Origin of the sequence: Mesorhizobium sp. B283B1A, from assembly GCF_020165735.1 — a bacterium.
Classification (GTDB): domain Bacteria; phylum Pseudomonadota; class Alphaproteobacteria; order Rhizobiales; family Rhizobiaceae; genus Mesorhizobium; species Mesorhizobium opportunistum.
In genome coordinates, this window is the sequence record NZ_JAIUIQ010000012.1 from 102,211 (window position 1) to 118,123 (window position 15,913).

A 15,913-nucleotide genomic window follows, 5' to 3' on the forward strand; every position below is an offset into this window, starting at 1 on the left:
AAGCGGGGCAGGCCCCGCTTTTCAGTCAGTCAATTGGTGTGGATTTCAGGCCGGCAGAATGGCGCCTTCCAGCGTCGTGAGCTGGCTGAGGAACTGTTCGGCCTTGCTGCGCGCCTGGTCGTCCTTGGCGTCTGCGGCATCTTCCTTGGCTTCCTGGATGCGGCGCGCGAGATCGGCCCGGTCGACATCCTTGACCGCGACAGCCGATTCTGCCAGCAGCGTGCAGCCGGCCGGAACGATGTCGGCAAAGCCGCCGAACACGACATAGCGCTCTTCGCTGCCCGAAGCGGTCTTCACCGTGACGACACCCGGCTGGATTGTGGTCATGACCGGCGCGTGATGCGCCATGACAGTCATCTCGCCTTCGGCGCCCGGAATGACGACGGATTCGACTTGCTCGGAAACGAGCAGGCGTTCCGGCGAAACCAGTTCGAATTTGAAAGCTTCAGCCATTATCGTATCCGTTCAACCCATTCTGGCGGCACCCACACAAAATGTATGGTTGTCGTTTCACTCAGAGAGCTGGTGATCTCCAACTGACCGAGTTTTTCGTGCCATTCCTCCACAGTCCACTCTCGACCGATGAGAGCGTTTAGCTCTGCGACGTCATCCTCGGGCATATCCGAAAGGAACTCATCGCTGAGCCGAAGTAGCCGGACCCGATCGCCTTGAGCGTATTCGGGTCCGTTATCTGTCATCAGGCCGCTTCAGCCGCGAGGCGCTGTGCCTTCTCGACCGCTTCCTCGATGCCGCCGACCATGTAGAAGGCGGCTTCCGGAAGGTGATCGTAGTCGCCGTTGCAAAGGCCCTTGAAGCCTTTGATGGTGTCGGCGAGGTCGACCAGCTTGCCCGGCGCGCCGGTGAACACTTCGGCGACGAAGAACGGCTGCGACAGGAAGCGCTCGATCTTGCGGGCGCGGGCCACGGTCTGCTTGTCCTCTTCCGACAGCTCGTCCATGCCCAGGATGGCGATGATGTCCTGCAGCGACTTGTAGCGCTGGAGGATCGACTGCACCTGGCGGGCGACACCGTAATGCTCTTCGCCGACAACCATCGGGTCGAGCATGCGCGAGGTCGAATCCAGCGGATCGACCGCGGGGTAGATGCCCTTCTCGGCGATGGCGCGGTTCAGCGTCGTCGTCGCGTCAAGGTGAGCGAACGAGGTCGCCGGCGCCGGATCGGTCAAGTCGTCGGCGGGCACGTAAATCGCCTGCACCGAGGTGATCGAGCCCTTGGTGGTGGTGGTGATGCGTTCCTGCAGCGCGCCCATGTCGGTGGCGAGCGTCGGCTGATAGCCAACCGCCGACGGAATGCGGCCGAGCAGAGCCGACACTTCCGAACCCGCCTGCGTGAAGCGGAAGATGTTGTCGACGAAGAACAGCACGTCCTGGCCCTGGTCGCGGAAATATTCGGCGACCGTCAGGCCGGTCAGGCCGACGCGGGCGCGGGCGCCCGGCGGCTCGTTCATCTGGCCATAGACGAGGGCCGCCTTGGAGCCTTCGCCGCCGCCCTTCTTGTTGACGCCGGATTCGATGAACTCGTGATAGAGATCGTTGCCCTCGCGGGTGCGCTCGCCGACGCCGGCGAACACCGAATAGCCGCCATGCGCCTTGGCGATGTTGTTGATCAGTTCCTGGATCAGCACGGTCTTGCCGACGCCGGCGCCGCCGAACAGGCCGATCTTGCCGCCCTTGGCGTAGGGCGCGAGCAGGTCGAGCACCTTGATGCCGGTGATCAGGATCTGGGCTTCCGTCGACTGCTCGACATAGGTCGGAGCCGGTTGGTGGATGGAGCGCATCTCGATCGCGTCGACCGGGCCCGCTTCGTCGACCGGCTCGCCGATGACGTTGATGATGCGGCCGAGCATGCCCGGGCCGACCGGCACGGTGATCGGCGCGCCGGTGTCGCGCACTTCCTGGCCACGCACCAGGCCTTCGGTGGAGTCCATGGCGATGCAGCGCACAGTGTTTTCACCGAGATGCTGGGCAACTTCGAGCACCAGGCGGTTGCCGACATTGGTCGTCTCGAGCGCGTTCAGGATCGCCGGCAAATGTTCGCCGAACTGGACGTCGACGACAGCGCCGATGACCTGGCGGACCTGGCCGACAACGCCGGTTGCCTTGCTCGCCACTGCCGGTGTCTTGGCCGAAGCGGCCTTGGCCGGAGCCGCCTTCGCGGCCGCCGCCGGAGCCTTTGCAGCCTTCGCGGGGACTGCGGCCTTCGCGGCTGCCGTCTTGGGTGTTGCCTTCTGGGGGGTCGCTGCTTTCGCCATCGTCTTTACCCTTTTTCGTCCTTTGTTTCTCACGCGGTCCGGTCGCGGGCCAAATGGCCCCGGACCGCGCCTAGAGCGCCTCGGCGCCCGAAATGATTTCGATCAGTTCCTTGGTGATCTGCGCCTGCCGCTGACGGTTGTAGGTGATCGACAGCTTGTTGATCATGTCGCCGGCGTTGCGCGTCGCATTGTCCATGGCGCTCATCTTGGCACCCATCTCGCCGGCCGCGTTTTCGAGCAGCGCCCGGAAAACCTGCACGGAAATGTTGCGCGGGATGAGGTCGGAGAGGATTTCACCCGGCTCCGGCTCATATTCATAGACGGCACTGCCACCATCATTTGCCGCGGCCGGAGCCGAAGCGACGCCTGCCGGGATGATCTGCTGCGCGGTCGGGATCTGGCTGATCACCGACTTGAACTGCGAATAGAACAGCGTGCAGATATCGAAGCCGCCCTCGTCGAAGAGGTGGATGACCTTCTTGGCGATCGCGTCCGCATTGACGAAGCCGAGCGTCTTGACCTCGCGCAGATCGATGCGCTCGAGGATCATGGAGGCATAGTCGCGGCGCAGGATATCGAAACCCTTCTTGCCGACGCAGATGATCTTGACCTGCTTGCCGTCGGCCAAAAGCCTGCGGATGTGGTCGCGGGCATGACGGGCGATCTGCGAGTTGAAGCCGCCGCACAGGCCGCGCTCGGCGGTGCAGACGACGAGCAGGTGCACGTCGTCCTTGCCGGTACCGGTCATCAGCGCCGGAGCATCGCCGCCGCCGCCGATCGCCTGGGTGATGTTGGCCAGCACGGAACCCATGCGCTCCGAATAGGGGCGCGCCGCTTCCGCGGCCTCTTGCGCACGGCGCAGCTTCGCCGCGGCGACCATCTGCATCGCCTTGGTGATCTTCTGCGTCGCCTTGACCGAGGCGATACGGTTACGAAGGTCTTTTAATGAAGGCATGCTTCAAACCTGATCCCGTCTTGTCGCTTCGCTCAGGCGAAGGTCTTGGCGAAGGCGTCGATCTCGGCCTTCAGCTTGGCGCGCAGATCGTCCGACAGTGCCTTTTCCTTGCGGATGGCGTCGAGAACGTCCTTGCCCGCCGCACGCATGTGGCTGAGCAGGCCATGCTCGAACTTGCCGACCTGGTTGACCGGCAGCTTGTCGAGATAGCCGTTGACGCCGGCGAAGATCACCGCGACTTGCTCTTCCGTCTTCAGCGGCGAGAACTGCGGCTGCTTCAGCAGTTCGGTCAGGCGCGATCCGCGGTTGAGCAGGCGCTGCGTGGCGGCGTCGAGATCCGAGCCGAACTGCGCGAAGGCCGCCATTTCGCGGTACTGCGCGAGCTCGCCCTTGATCGAGCCGGCAACCTGCTTCATCGCCTTGATCTGCGCAGACGAACCGACGCGCGACACCGACAGGCCGACGTTGACGGCCGGACGGATACCCTGGAAGAACAGGTTGGTTTCAAGGAAGATCTGGCCGTCGGTGATCGAGATCACGTTGGTCGGGATGTAGGCCGACACGTCGTTGGCCTGCGTTTCGATGACCGGCAGGGCGGTCAGCGAGCCATTGCCCAGATCGTCATTGAGCTTCGCGGCGCGCTCGAGCAGGCGCGAGTGCAGGTAGAAGACGTCGCCCGGATAGGCTTCGCGGCCCGGCGGGCGGCGCAGCAGCAGCGACATCTGGCGGTAGGCGACGGCCTGCTTCGACAGATCGTCGTAGCTGATCAGCGCATGCATGCCGTTGTCGCGGAAATATTCGCCCATGGTGCAGCCGGCGAACGGCGCCAGGAACTGCATCGGCGCCGGATCGGACGCGGTGGCGGCGACGATGATCGAGTATTCGAGCGCGCCGCGCTCTTCGAGCACCTTGACGAACTGCGCGACGGTCGAGCGCTTCTGGCCGACGGCGACATAGACGCAGTAGAGCTTTTCCTTCTCGGGGCCGTTGTCGTGCACCGACTTCTGGTTGAGCATCGTGTCGAGGATGATGGCGGTCTTGCCGGTCTGACGGTCGCCGATGACCAGCTCGCGCTGGCCGCGGCCGACCGGGATCAGCGCATCGATGGCCTTGAGGCCGGTCGACATCGGCTCATGCACCGACTTGCGCGGAATGATGCCAGGCGCCTTGACGTCGACGCGCTTGCGTTCGACCGCCTTGATCGGACCCTTGCCGTCGATCGGGTTGCCGAGCGCGTCGACGACGCGGCCGAGCAGGCCCGGACCTACTGGAACGTCGACGATGGCGCCGGTGCGCTTGACGGTGTCGCCTTCCTTGATGTCGCGGTCGGCGCCGAAGATGACGACGCCGACATTGTCGGCTTCGAGGTTGAGCGCCATGCCGCGGATGCCGCCGGGGAATTCGACCATTTCGCCAGCCTGGACATTGTCGAGGCCATAGACGCGGGCGATACCGTCACCGACGGACAGCACCTGTCCAACTTCGGAGACCTCGGCCTCCTTGCCGAAATTCTTGATCTGGTCTTTCAGAATTGCGGAAATTTCCGCGGCGCGGATGTCCATCAGCCGACCTCTTTCAGTGCAAGCTTGAGCGAATTGAGTTTGGTTTTGAGCGACGTATCGATCTGGCGCGAGCCCATCTTGACCACCAGCCCGCCGAGCAGCGACGGATCGACGGTGACGGAAATGGCCACGTCCTTGCCGGCAACGCTCTTCAGCGCCGCCTTGAGTTCAGTCTGCTGGGCCGCGGTCAGCTCATGAGCCGACGTCACTTCGGCGGCGGTCTCGCCACGATGTTCGGCTGCGATCTGGCGGAATGCCCTGATCATGCCGGGCACGGCGAACAGGCGCCGGTTGCGGGCCACGACGCGCAGGAAATTGCCGGTGAGGCCGGTAATCCCGGCCTTGTCGGCGATTGCCGCGATAGCCTTGGCCTGGTCCTCGCTGGAGAACACCGGGCTGTTGATCAGCCGGGTCAGGTCGGCGCTGCCCGCGAGCATCGCCTCGAAACTGTTGAGGTCGGCTTCGACCTTGGCCACGGAATTTGCCTGCAGCGCGAGTTCGAACAGCGAACCCGCGTAGCGTTCTGCGACACCTGAGATTGGCGATGACGATTGAGCCACGGACCGTCTTTTCTCTTGTCTGACAGGCCGCAGATTGTTGGCGCGAGCAAAAACTCTGGCTAAATCTTTGACCTTACTGCATTTTTTCAAGCACGGAGGCGCGGCTTCCGCTATCCCCGGCCGAAAGTCGATTGCCGTCTAGCACAGGCATTTTAAGACCGCAATGCGTCGTTCCGCATGGTTTTCAGGCACTATTGTCGCATCTGGCGAAAGAGTCCCGCCTCGCGCCCCGGAATAGCTAAGGATTCAGGGCACAAAGCCGAAGGCAAAGGCGAGCGGCAATGCCGCCAAGGCCAATTCCACCACAATGGAAACCCAATTGAAAGGCGTGTTGGCGCCATCCGACATCATCGACAGCAGGCGGCCGAAGGCGGTGAACAGCCAGGAGAAGCCGAGCGCCATGTAAACCAGCGGCTGCGCCAGGAGGATGCAGCACAGGCCAACGCCGAGATAGAAGCCAGACATCCTGCCCCGCCCCTCGGCGATCGCCGCTGCCTTCTCCGGTTTGACCTGCAGGCGCAGGACACGGAAGGCCACGCCCGGCGCCAAGAAAAACAGAAGGCCGAGCAGCACGGTGACGACGGCGCTCGACCAGGCCAGCCATTCGCCCTGGCTCGTCGGCCATGGAAGCGCAAAATCCATCTTGTCCCCTCGAAATGCCGGTTTTGAAATTCCCGCGCATTCTAGCGGAGGAAAAACCCCACGCCAGATGGCTCCCCGAACTTTAGAAGAAGGCCATCAACCGAGCGCGAACTCGACCGCCGCCTCGGCGTGGATGCGTGTCGTGTCGAACACCGGAATGTCGAAATCCTGCTGCCCGATCAGCATGGTGATCTCGGTGCAGCCCATGATCAGGCTATCGGCGGCCTTTTCGCGGCGCAGGCGCTCGGTCTCGGCGATATAGGCCACCTTCGAGGTTTCGCTGACGATACCCTGGCAGAGCTCGTCATAGATGACGCGATGGATCATGTCGCGCCCGGCGGCGTCGGGCACTATCGGTTGCAGTCCGTATTTGTCGGCGAGCCGGCCCTTGTAGAAATCCTGCTCCATGGTGAAGCGCGTCGCCAGCAGCGCCGGGCGCTGCATGCCGGCGCGCTTGATCGCCACCGCGGTGGCGTCGGCGATGTGGATCAACGGGATCGACACCGAGGCCTGCACCTGGTCGGCCAGTTTGTGCATGGTGTTGGTGCACAGGAGCAGCCCTTCCGCGCCGCCTGCCTCCAGCTTGCGCGCCGCCTCGACGAGAAGCACGCCGGCGCCCTCCCAGTCGCCATGATGCTGCCGCTCGGCGATCTCGGCGAAGTCGAACGACCAGAGCAGCAGTTTGGCCGAATGCAGCCCGCCAAGACGCTCGCGCACGATCTCGTTCAGGAGCCGATAGTAGATGGCGGTCGATTCCCAGCTCATGCCGCCGAGCAGGCCAAGGGTTTTCATGTGATCTTCCATTTTTCGCTGGGGACAGCCTACCGCTGAAACCGCGACCTTACAAAAAACTCTGCGGGTCGATATCGACCTGCACCCGCACCGAGCCGCGCTGCTTCGGCCCGTTGGCCAGCATAGCCCTGATAAAACCTTGCATGTCGGCACGCCGCTCGCCCTGGATCAGCAGACGGAAGCGGTGGCGTCCGCCGAGCAGGGACAGCGGCGCCTCGGCCGGCCCGAGCACGAACAGATCGGAGGACTCGGGCGCGGCGCGGCGCAGACCACGCGCATGGCCTTCGGCTTCGGCTCGCGTCACCGCGCTGACGATGACGCCGGCCAACCGGCCAAAGGGCGGCAGCGCCGCGCGCTCCCGCTCGGCGATCTCGCGCTCATAAAATGCCTCGGCGTCACCCGAAACGATCGCCCGCATCACCGGATGGTCGGGCTGGAAGGTCTGCAGCAGGCCAAGGCTCTTCTTGCCGGTGCGGCCGGCGCGGCCGGTCACCTGGCTGAGCAATTGGAACGTCCGCTCCGCTGCGCGCGGATCGCCATTGGCAAGGCCAAGGTCGGCATCGACAACGCCGACCAGCGTCATGTTGGGGAAATTGTGGCCCTTGGCGACCAACTGCGTACCGATGACGATGTCGGCCTCGCCATCGGCGATCGCCTCCAGTTCCAGCCGCAGCCGCCGCACGCCGCCCATGAGGTCCGAGGACAAAACGATGGTGCGCGCATCGGGGAAATGCGCGACGACCTCCTCGGCGATGCGCTCCACTCCCGGCCCGCAGGCGACCAGATGGTCGAGCGTGCCGCATTCCGGGCAGGCTTCCGGGCGGCGCTCATTGTGACCGCAATGATGGCAGACCAACTGGCCGCGAAAGCGATGCTCGACCAGCCAGGCCGAGCAGACCGGGCAGCCGAAGCGATGGCCGCAGACGCGGCACAGCGTCAGCGGCGCATAGCCGCGCCGGTTGAGGAACAAGAGCGATTGCTCCTTCCTCTCCAGCGTCTGGCGCATATGGTCGAGCAGCACCGGCGACAGGAAGCCGCCACGCGCGGGCGGCGCGCGCCGCATGTCGATCGACTTCAGCTGCGGCAGCGCCGCCTCGGCGAAACGAGCCGAGAGAATGGCTCTGGTGTATTTCCCTTGGCTCGCATTGACCCGGCTCTCGACCGATGGCGTCGCCGACGCCAGCACGACTGGGAAACCCCCGATGTGGCCGCGCACGACCGCCATGTCGCGGGCGTTATAGAAAACGCGGTCTTCCTGCTTGTAGGCGGGGTCGTGTTCCTCGTCGACGACGATCAGGCCGAGCTCCTTGAACGGCAGGAACAGCGCCGAGCGCGCGCCGGCGACGACGCGCACAGTGCCCTCAGCCACTTGCCGCCAGACCTTTTCGCGCATCCTTGGCGGCAGGTCCGAATGCCATTCGCCGGGCTTGGCGCCGAAGCGCTGCTGGAAGCGTTCGAGGAAAGCGTGGGTCAGCGCGATTTCCGGCAGCAGGATCAGCACCTGCTTGCCCTGGTCGAGGGCTGCCGCCACCGCCTCGAAATAAACCTCCGTCTTGCCCGACCCGGTGACGCCGTCGAGCAGCGCGACGTTGAAGGTGCCGGCCGCGACATTGGCGCGCAGCATCGACGCCGCGTCATTCTGGTCCGGCATCAGCTCCGGTACGGCATACAGGGAATCAGGCGCGGCCACCACCGGGCGTGGCGGGATCATCACCGTCTCGAACACGCCTTGCGCCTTCAGTCCCTCGATCACCGTCGACGACACGCCGGCGGCATGGGCAAGGCCGGAGCGTGTCCAGGCAAGGCCGCCTTCGGCCACCTCCAGCACCCGCTCCCTGGCACTCGTCATCCGGTCGGGCGCGAGAAGCGTGCGCTGCAGCCCCTCGATCCACGGTTCCGGGTCGAAAGCCTCCGGCGCCCGGAGCAGCATGCGCGCCACCATGCCCGGCGCCGACAGCGTGTACTGCGCCACCCAGTCGACGAAGCGGCGCATCGAACGGTCGATCGGCGGGCAGTCGAAGACCTGTTCGATGGGACGCAGCTTTTTCGCGTCGATATTCTCGACCACGCCATCCCAGACGATGCCGGCGACCTGGCGCGGCCCGAGCGGCACGCGCACGATCGAGCCCGGCACGACGCGCATGCCTGCGGGCACGGCATAGGTGTAGGGGCGTTCTGCAGGCATCGGCACCAGCACCGGCGCGGCTGCGACAAAGGGCGAATCTTCGATCATGAGGCGTGACCTTGCCCCGACTTTGGTCTAGATCAAAGGGCAACGCTGAACGTGCCTTCCCAAGCACGCCGAAATCTTCAGGAGACCGCCATGAAATTTTTTGCCGACACCGCCGACATCAAGGAAATCCGTGAGCTGATCGATCTGGGGCTGCTCGACGGCGTCACCACCAATCCCTCGCTGATCCTGAAATCAGGCGGCAAGATCTCCGAGGTCACCAAGCAGATCTGCGACATCGTCGAAGGCCCGGTTTCGGCCGAAGTCGTGGCCACCGAGTACAAGAACATGATGGCCGAGGCCGAGGTACTGGCCAAAATCGCGCCGAATGTCACCATCAAGGTGCCGTTGACGCTCGATGGGCTGAAGGCCTGCAAGACGATCCGCACCGAAATGAACCGCATGGTCAACGTCACGCTGTGCTTCTCGGCCAACCAGGCGCTGCTCGCCGCCAAGGCCGGCGCTTCCTTCATCTCGCCCTTCGTCGGCCGCATCGACGACACCGGCTCGGACGGCATGGAGGTGATCCAGGAGATCCGTCAGATCTACGACAATTACGATTTCCAGACCGAGATCCTGACCGCTTCGGTGCGCACGGTGAACCACGTCAAGCAGGCGGCCCTGATTGGGGCCGATGTCGTCACCGCGCCGCCGGCCACGCTGAAGGCGCTGGTCAACCATCCGCTGACCGACAAAGGCCTCGCCGCCTTCCTCGCCGACTGGGCCAAGACCGGCCAGAAGATCGGCTGAGCGATCCGATATCCGATACCAAAAAGGCCGGGCAACCGGCCTTTTTTATTGACCTTCGTCGACCTGCCGGTCAATCCGCGCCCTCTTCGTCGGGCGCGGCAACCGGCGGGCGCCGGCCCGTCATGATCTCGCGCTTGCCGACATGGTTGGGCGCGCCGACCAGCCCTTCCTTCTCCATGCGCTCGACCAGGGAAGCGGCGCGGTTGTAGCCGATGCCGAGGCGACGCTGGATGTAGGACGTCGAACATTTCTTGTCGCGCAACACCACCTTGACCGCCTCGTCATAACTGGAATCGCCGTCCTCGGCCGCAACGGATCCCTTGTCGAAGACGGCTCCCTGGTCGCCTTCGTCTTCGTCTTCATCCGCGTCGGCCGTCACGGTTTCCAGATATTCGGGGCGGCCCTGCGCCTTCAGATGCGCCACGACATGCTCGACCTCCGCGTCGGAGACAAAGGGGCCGTGCACGCGCGAAATGCGCCCGCCGCCCATCATGTGCAGCATGTCGCCCTGGCCAAGCAGCTGCTCGGCGCCCTGCTCGCCCAGGATGGTGCGGCTGTCGATCTTGGACGTGACCTGGAAGGAAATCCGGGTCGGGAAGTTGGCCTTGATCGTGCCGGTGATGACATCGACCGAGGGGCGCTGCGTCGCCATGATCAGATGGATGCCGGCCGCGCGCGCCATCTGCGCCAGGCGCTGGATCGCGCCTTCGATCTCCTTGCCGGCGACCATCATCAGGTCGGCCATCTCGTCGACGATGACGACGATATAGGGCATCGGCGCGAGGTCGATTTCCTGCTGCTCGAAGAGCGGCTCGCCGGTGCCCTTCTCGAAGCCGGCCTGCACGGTCATGACGACCGTCTCGCCCTTGTCGCGGGCTTGGGCGGCGCGCTCGTTGTAGCCGTCGATGTTGCGCACGCCGAGCCGCGCCATCTTGCGGTAACGGTCCTCCATCTCGCGCACCGCCCATTTGAGCGCGGTGACGGCCTTCTTTGGATCGGTGACGACCGGGGTCAGAAGATGCGGGATGCCGTCATAGACGGAGAGTTCGAGCATCTTGGGATCGACCATGATCAGCCGGCATTCTTCCGGCTTCAGCCGGTAAAGCAGCGACAGGATCATGGTGTTGATGGCGACCGACTTGCCGGAACCGGTGGTCCCGGCAACGAGCAGATGCGGCATCTTCGCCAGTTCGGCGATGACGGGCTCACCACCGATCGTCTTGCCGAGGCAAAGCGCCAGCTTGCAGCCGGTCTTGCGAAAACCCTGCGATTCGATCAGCTCACGGAAATAGACCGTCTCGCGGGTCTCGTTCGGAAGCTCGATGCCGATGACGTTGCGGCCGGGCACCACCGCGACGCGCGCCGAAATCGCCGACATGGAACGGGCGATATCGTCGGCGAGACCGATGACGCGAGACGATTTGACGCCCGGCGCCGGCTCGAACTCATAGAGTGTCACGACCGGGCCGGGACGAACGTGGATGATCTCGCCGCGCACGCCGAAATCCTCCAGCACGCTTTCCAGGAGATCGGCATTCTGCTCGAGCCGCTCCTGCGACATGTAGAAGCCCTGCCCTTCCGGCGGCTGCTGCAGCAGCTCCTCGGAGGGAAGTTCGTATGCCTCGCCGGTCGTGGACGGCACGATCTTGCCGACCTTGGGCAGCGGCGAAGAGGCGCGCCCGGCCGGAGCCTGCACGGTCTCCTCCAGGCTTTGCGCGACCTGGACCGGAACGGCTTTGCGCGCGACGGCGGAAGTTGCGATCGCGGGCCGGGCCTGTCGCGGCGTGCTGCTCGCCACCGGCTGGACCTCGGCCTCGTTCGAATTGGTCGGACGGACGTCCGGCAGTGCAGGCGGAGCTTGCAGGCCCGGAAGGCATTCGATGACGCGGAACAGCGAGGTGGGATCCGCCGTCGGCGCGGCGTGCCTGTCGGCCGGTTTGGCGACCACCGGCCCGGCCGGGCGCCGCGCAGGGACGGCTTGCGGCACCGGCGGAGCTTCGACCATATAGGGCGCCATGACCTCGAAAAAGGCGTGATCCGACAGATAGGGCCAGCGCACTCTTTCGCGGTTTGTCACCTTGCCCGGCGCCGCCGTTTCCTGGACCGGAGCCGATACGCGTGACGTTGCGGTCATCCTTGACCCCGCAGGTTCGCCGGTATGCCTTGGCGTAACGGATGTCGGGGCCGAACCCACCTGCCTCTGCTGTACCGCGTCCCGGTTGCCGGCGGTCGAACGGACGGCGTCCAAGACGGGGTTCCGGCTTTTCAGCAATGGTGAAGACGAAGCTGCATGGGATGGCGCGGCCGCGGCGGGCCGAGCGCTTGCTTGCTGCGCCGGTGGGACCGGCGGTTCACTTTGCTCGGCGGCAATCTGGTCGCGCTGCGGATGGCGCGTCTTGGCTTCATAGTCCGGCGTGCGGGTAAACCGCACATTGGGCGCCAGGAAGAAATAGTCTTGCCAGGCCGGGCTTTCGTTGCCGCCGAGATCGACGAAATCACCGGAATTGCCGGCTCCGACCGCGCCTGGCTGCCGGCCGTCCGCCTTGTCGTTCATGGTGTTGAAACGCTTTACCCCGGGGTCATCGGGCGAAGCTGCCTTCAATGAATTGACCCGGAGAAAACGCCTGGATTCCATGCTCAAGACTCACTCTGAAACGTCTGCTGAGCAATAGGGAGCGAGTGGTTAACAGTTGCTTCCCATCGGCAGCGCCGGAGCGATAGAAAAGCTGAAAATAGAGATCGGCCCTGGCAGTCGTGAGGCGTGTCGAAGACCAGAATTCAGATGCCGCTGGCAGCCCGAAGGCCGGTGCGTTTTGCCCGTCCTTGGCTCGGCTTTTGCGTGAAACGAAAAACGGCGTTAGCCAGCCGTCTTGCCGTGCCTGACCAGATCCTGGGCGATGGACAATTGCAGGGCTTCGGCCAGTTCGCGCGCGGCGCGATTCTCGGCGTCGATCTGCGCCCGATACGAGGCAAATTCCTGCCGGGGTCTGTCGAAGGATGAGGTGATCGCCCGCTTGCCGACCGCGATGACGGCGCCAGTTTTCGCATCGGTGAGCGTGTAGCTGGCGGTCAGCGTCACCGAACCGGCGGTCGGCTCGTCCTGATCGGTCTGGACCTGCACCAGCGCGGCCGAATCGACGGCTTCGGTCACGCTGAGACCAAGCGAATAAAGCGGCGAGGCCGGTTCGCCGGCGCCGCGCCCAAATCCGAAGATCAGATTGTTGCGCACCTGCTGAGCATAACGTGAGTTGACCGGCTTGACGGCGATCGACGCCAGTTCGGCGTTTGCGGTCGAGCCCGTGGACAGCGGCGCGGTCGAATAGAGCGGCCGCACCTGACAGGCCGAAACCAGTGCCAGCGAGCCGACAAGGCCGGCAAGCGCGAGGCGGCGCAGCAGGCGGCTCAGCTCTGTCTTTTCCAGGTCAGGCAACTCAAGGTCAGGCAACGACATTGACGATCCTCTGCGGCACGATGATCACCTTGCGCGGGGCCTTACCTTCGAGCGCTTTCTGCACGAAGTCGAGAGCGAGCACAGCTTTTTCGACCGCACCTTGGTCCGCGTCGCGGGCAATTGTCAAATCCCCACGTTTCTTGCCGTTGACCTGCACCGGATAGGTGACCTCATTGTCGACGACCAGCGCCGGATCGAAGACCGGCCACGGCCGTTCGGCAACCAGATCGGTGCCGCCCAGCGCCTCCCAGCACTCCTCGGACAAATGCGGCATCACAGGCGCGATCAGGTGCACCAGGATCTCCACCGCCTGGCGACAGGCGCCTTGCATCGCCGGATCGGCCTTGCCTTCCGCCACGTCGTTGAGCGGCGCGGTCAGCACGTTGGCCAGTTCATAGATGCGGGCAATGGCGCGGTTGAAGGCGAGCTTCTCGATGTCCTCGCCGACCGCCTTGAGGATCTTGTGCGCGGCCTTGGAAACCGCTCCGGCCTCGCCATTGTCGGCGGCCGCCGGCTTGACGCCAGCCAGCGTCTCGGCTGCCGTCGACACCAGCCGCCAGATGCGCTGCATGAAGCGATGCGCGCCTGCGGCGCCATCGTCGGTCCATTCGACATCGCGCTCGGGCGGTGAATCCGACAGCATGAACCAGCGCGCCGTATCGGCGCCGTAGCCGTCGGTGATGTCCTCAGGACTGACAGTGTTCTTCTTCGACTTCGACATCTTCTCGAGCGGGCCGATCGTCGCGTCCTCGCCGGTGGCGATCTCGATGGCACGGCGCTTGCCGTCGGCTTCCTCCAATCGCACCTCGGTTGGCGCCAGCCAGCGGCCGTTCGATGCCGACCCGACGCGATAGGTTTCGTGCACCACCATGCCTTGCGTGAACAGGCCCTTGAACGGCTCGGCCAGATCGACATGGCCGGTCTCGCGCATGGCACGGGTGAAGAAACGCGAATAGAGCAGGTGCAGGATCGCGTGCTCGATGCCACCTATATACTGGTCGACCGGCAGCCATTCGTTCGCCGCCCTGGGATCGGTCGGCTCGTGCGCCCAGGGCGCGGTGAAGCGGGCGAAATACCACGACGAATCGACGAACGTGTCCATCGTGTCGGTTTCGCGGCGCGCGTCCTTGCCGCATCGCGGGCACTTCACATGCCGCCAGGTCGGATGACGGTCGAGCGGGTTGCCCGGCCGGTCGAAATCGACATCGTCGGGCAGCTTGACCGGCAGGTCCGCCTTCGGCACCGGCACCACGCCGCAATCCTCGCAATGGATCATCGGGATCGGGCAGCCCCAGTAGCGCTGGCGCGAAATGCCCCAGTCGCGCAGGCGGAAATTCACCTTGCGTTCGGCCATTGGCCGGTTGCCGATCGTCTTCTGCTCCAGGAGCTTCGCCACCTCGTCGAAGGCCTGGTCCGGCTTCATGCCGTCGAGGAAGCGCGAATTGATCATCGCGCCATCGTCGCCATAGGCCACGTCGACGATCTGGAAGGTCGCCTGATTCTCGCCTTCCGGCATCACCACCGGCACCACCGGCAGGCCATATTTGTTGGCGAAGTCGAGGTCGCGCTGGTCATGCGCCGGGCAGCCGAAGATGGCGCCGGTGCCGTATTCCATCAGCACGAAATTGGCCACGTAGACAGGCAGCGTCCAGCTCTCGTCGAACGGGTGGACGACGCGGATGCCGGTGTCGAAACCCTTTTTCTCGGCCGTCTCCAGCGCCGCCACCGACGTGCCCATATGGCGGACCTCGTCGATGAACTTCGCCAGCGCCGGATTGGTCTCGGCCGCCTTTTTGGCCAGCGGATGATCGGCGGCGATGGCCATGAAAGAGGCGCCGAAGATGGTGTCGGGCCGCGTCGTGTAGACTTCCAGCTCGTGTTCGCCGGCAATGTCGGAGACCAACGGCCATCGGATCAGCAGGCCTTCCGAGCGGCCGATCCAGTTCTGCTGCATCAGCTTCACTTTTTCGGGCCACTCGTCGAGGCCGTCCAGCGAATCCAGCAGGTCCTGGGCGAAGTCGGTGATCTTGAAGAACCATTGCGTCAGCTCGCGCTGTTCGACCAGCGCGCCCGAGCGCCAGCCGCGCCCGTCGATGACCTGCTCGTTGGCGAGCACGGTCATGTCCTCCGGATCCCAGTTGACCTTGGAGGATTTGCGCGTCACCAGGCCCTTCTCGACGAAGTCGAGGAACAGCATCTGCTGGCGGTGATAATAGTCCACGTCGCAGGTGGCGAATTCGCGCGCCCAGTCCAGCGACAGGCCCATGACCTTGAGCTGCTCGCGCATGGTGGCGATGTTCTGGTAGGTCCATTCCTTGGGATGGACCTTATTCTGCATCGCCGCGTTCTCGGCCGGCATGCCGAAGGCGTCCCAGCCCATCGGATGCAGCACGTTGAAGCCCTTGGCGCGCTTGTAGCGCGCCACCACGTCGCCCATCGTGTAGTTGCGGGTGTGGCCGATATGGATGCGCCCCGACGGATAGGGGAACATCTCCAGCACGTAGTATTTCGGGCGCGGGTCGTCATTGTGCGCTTCGAAAAGCTTCTTGGCAGCCCAGGCCTTCTGCCATTTGGGTTCTGACGCGCGCGGATTGTATCGTTCGGTTGCCATGGGACGTTTTTCACTTAAAAGCATGCACGGACTGCGGGCGAGACGCTCGGCAGTTCAGGGAATGTGGTCCGGGTGTTCACCATGGTTT

Annotated in this window: 12 protein-coding genes; 1 reads left to right on the forward strand and 11 read right to left on the reverse strand. The window is 64.3% G+C overall.

From position 1 onward, the window contains the following. Positions 1–45: 45 nt before the first annotated feature. The 8 genes from LB577_RS12915 to LB577_RS12950 form a co-directional block, all read right to left on the reverse strand. The gene (locus tag LB577_RS12915; RefSeq protein ID WP_023777577.1) at positions 46–453 is read right to left on the reverse strand and encodes a F0F1 ATP synthase subunit epsilon; all 408 of its coding nucleotides are present in this window, start codon (positions 451–453) and stop codon (positions 46–48) included. 244 nt (positions 454–697) lie between these two features. Then, the gene (atpD, locus tag LB577_RS12920; RefSeq protein ID WP_023766045.1) at positions 698–2,272 is read right to left on the reverse strand and encodes a F0F1 ATP synthase subunit beta; all 1,575 of its coding nucleotides are present in this window, start codon (positions 2,270–2,272) and stop codon (positions 698–700) included. Positions 2,273–2,342: 70 nt separating this feature from the next. Beyond that, positions 2,343–3,227, reverse strand: coding sequence for a F0F1 ATP synthase subunit gamma (locus LB577_RS12925; RefSeq protein ID WP_224686976.1), 885 nt, complete (start codon positions 3,225–3,227; stop codon positions 2,343–2,345). 32 nt (positions 3,228–3,259) lie between these two features. Further along, the gene (atpA, locus tag LB577_RS12930; RefSeq protein ID WP_013892430.1) at positions 3,260–4,789 is read right to left on the reverse strand and encodes a F0F1 ATP synthase subunit alpha; all 1,530 of its coding nucleotides are present in this window, start codon (positions 4,787–4,789) and stop codon (positions 3,260–3,262) included. After that, positions 4,789–5,349, reverse strand: coding sequence for a F0F1 ATP synthase subunit delta (locus tag LB577_RS12935; RefSeq protein WP_224686977.1), 561 nt, complete (start codon positions 5,347–5,349; stop codon positions 4,789–4,791). The genes atpA and LB577_RS12935 overlap by 1 nt, the downstream gene beginning before the upstream one ends. 246 nt (positions 5,350–5,595) lie before the next feature. Beyond that, a complete protein-coding gene (locus tag LB577_RS12940; RefSeq protein WP_013892428.1) occupies positions 5,596–5,991 on the reverse strand; it encodes a DUF4345 family protein in 396 nt (131 codons plus the stop codon). A 96-nt stretch (positions 5,992–6,087) separates the two neighbouring features. Then, the gene (locus LB577_RS12945; protein WP_224686978.1) at positions 6,088–6,783 is read right to left on the reverse strand and encodes an aspartate/glutamate racemase family protein; all 696 of its coding nucleotides are present in this window, start codon (positions 6,781–6,783) and stop codon (positions 6,088–6,090) included. Positions 6,784–6,832: 49 nt separating this feature from the next. Continuing rightward, positions 6,833–9,016, reverse strand: coding sequence for a primosomal protein N' (locus tag LB577_RS12950; protein ID WP_224686979.1), 2,184 nt, complete (start codon positions 9,014–9,016; stop codon positions 6,833–6,835). A gap of 90 nt (positions 9,017–9,106) precedes the next feature. Between LB577_RS12950 and fsa the strand changes: the two genes are divergently transcribed. After that, on the forward strand, positions 9,107–9,763 hold the full coding sequence (fsa, locus tag LB577_RS12955) for a fructose-6-phosphate aldolase (protein WP_023766039.1): 657 nt from the start codon (positions 9,107–9,109) through the stop codon (positions 9,761–9,763). 70 nt (positions 9,764–9,833) lie between these two features. Here fsa and LB577_RS12960 read toward each other — a convergent pair whose 3' ends face one another. From LB577_RS12960 to leuS, 3 genes are all read right to left on the reverse strand, one after another. Further along, positions 9,834–12,398: a DNA translocase FtsK gene (locus LB577_RS12960; RefSeq protein WP_224686980.1), complete on the reverse strand. Its 2,565-nt coding sequence runs from the start codon at positions 12,396–12,398 to the stop codon at positions 9,834–9,836. A gap of 222 nt (positions 12,399–12,620) precedes the next feature. Beyond that, the gene (lptE, locus tag LB577_RS12965; protein WP_224686981.1) at positions 12,621–13,214 is read right to left on the reverse strand and encodes an LPS assembly lipoprotein LptE; all 594 of its coding nucleotides are present in this window, start codon (positions 13,212–13,214) and stop codon (positions 12,621–12,623) included. After that, a complete protein-coding gene (gene leuS, locus LB577_RS12970; RefSeq protein WP_224686982.1) occupies positions 13,201–15,825 on the reverse strand; it encodes a leucine--tRNA ligase in 2,625 nt (874 codons plus the stop codon). Before leuS ends, lptE begins: the two co-directional genes overlap by 14 nt. Positions 15,826–15,913 lie beyond the last annotated feature (88 nt).

Excerpts from the sequence above, each read along its gene's own strand:
- LB577_RS12915 (WP_023777577.1), bottom strand. The coding sequence starts at position 453 with ATGGCTGAAGCTTTCAAATTCGAACTGGTTTCGCCGGAACGCCTGCTC.
- atpD (WP_023766045.1), bottom strand. The coding sequence starts at position 2,272 with ATGGCGAAAGCAGCGACCCCCCAGAAGGCAACACCCAAGACGGCAGCC.
- LB577_RS12925 (WP_224686976.1), bottom strand. The coding sequence starts at position 3,227 with ATGCCTTCATTAAAAGACCTTCGTAACCGTATCGCCTCGGTCAAGGCG.
- atpA (WP_013892430.1), bottom strand. The coding sequence starts at position 4,789 with ATGGACATCCGCGCCGCGGAAATTTCCGCAATTCTGAAAGACCAGATC.
- LB577_RS12940 (WP_013892428.1), bottom strand. The coding sequence starts at position 5,991 with ATGGATTTTGCGCTTCCATGGCCGACGAGCCAGGGCGAATGGCTGGCC.
- LB577_RS12945 (WP_224686978.1), bottom strand. The coding sequence starts at position 6,783 with ATGAAAACCCTTGGCCTGCTCGGCGGCATGAGCTGGGAATCGACCGCC.
- LB577_RS12950 (WP_224686979.1), bottom strand. The coding sequence starts at position 9,016 with ATGATCGAAGATTCGCCCTTTGTCGCAGCCGCGCCGGTGCTGGTGCCG.
- fsa (WP_023766039.1), top strand. The coding sequence starts at position 9,107 with ATGAAATTTTTTGCCGACACCGCCGACATCAAGGAAATCCGTGAGCTG.
- LB577_RS12960 (WP_224686980.1), bottom strand. The coding sequence starts at position 12,398 with ATGGAATCCAGGCGTTTTCTCCGGGTCAATTCATTGAAGGCAGCTTCG.
- lptE (WP_224686981.1), bottom strand. The coding sequence starts at position 13,214 with ATGTCGTTGCCTGACCTTGAGTTGCCTGACCTGGAAAAGACAGAGCTG.
- leuS (WP_224686982.1), bottom strand. The coding sequence starts at position 15,825 with ATGGCAACCGAACGATACAATCCGCGCGCGTCAGAACCCAAATGGCAG.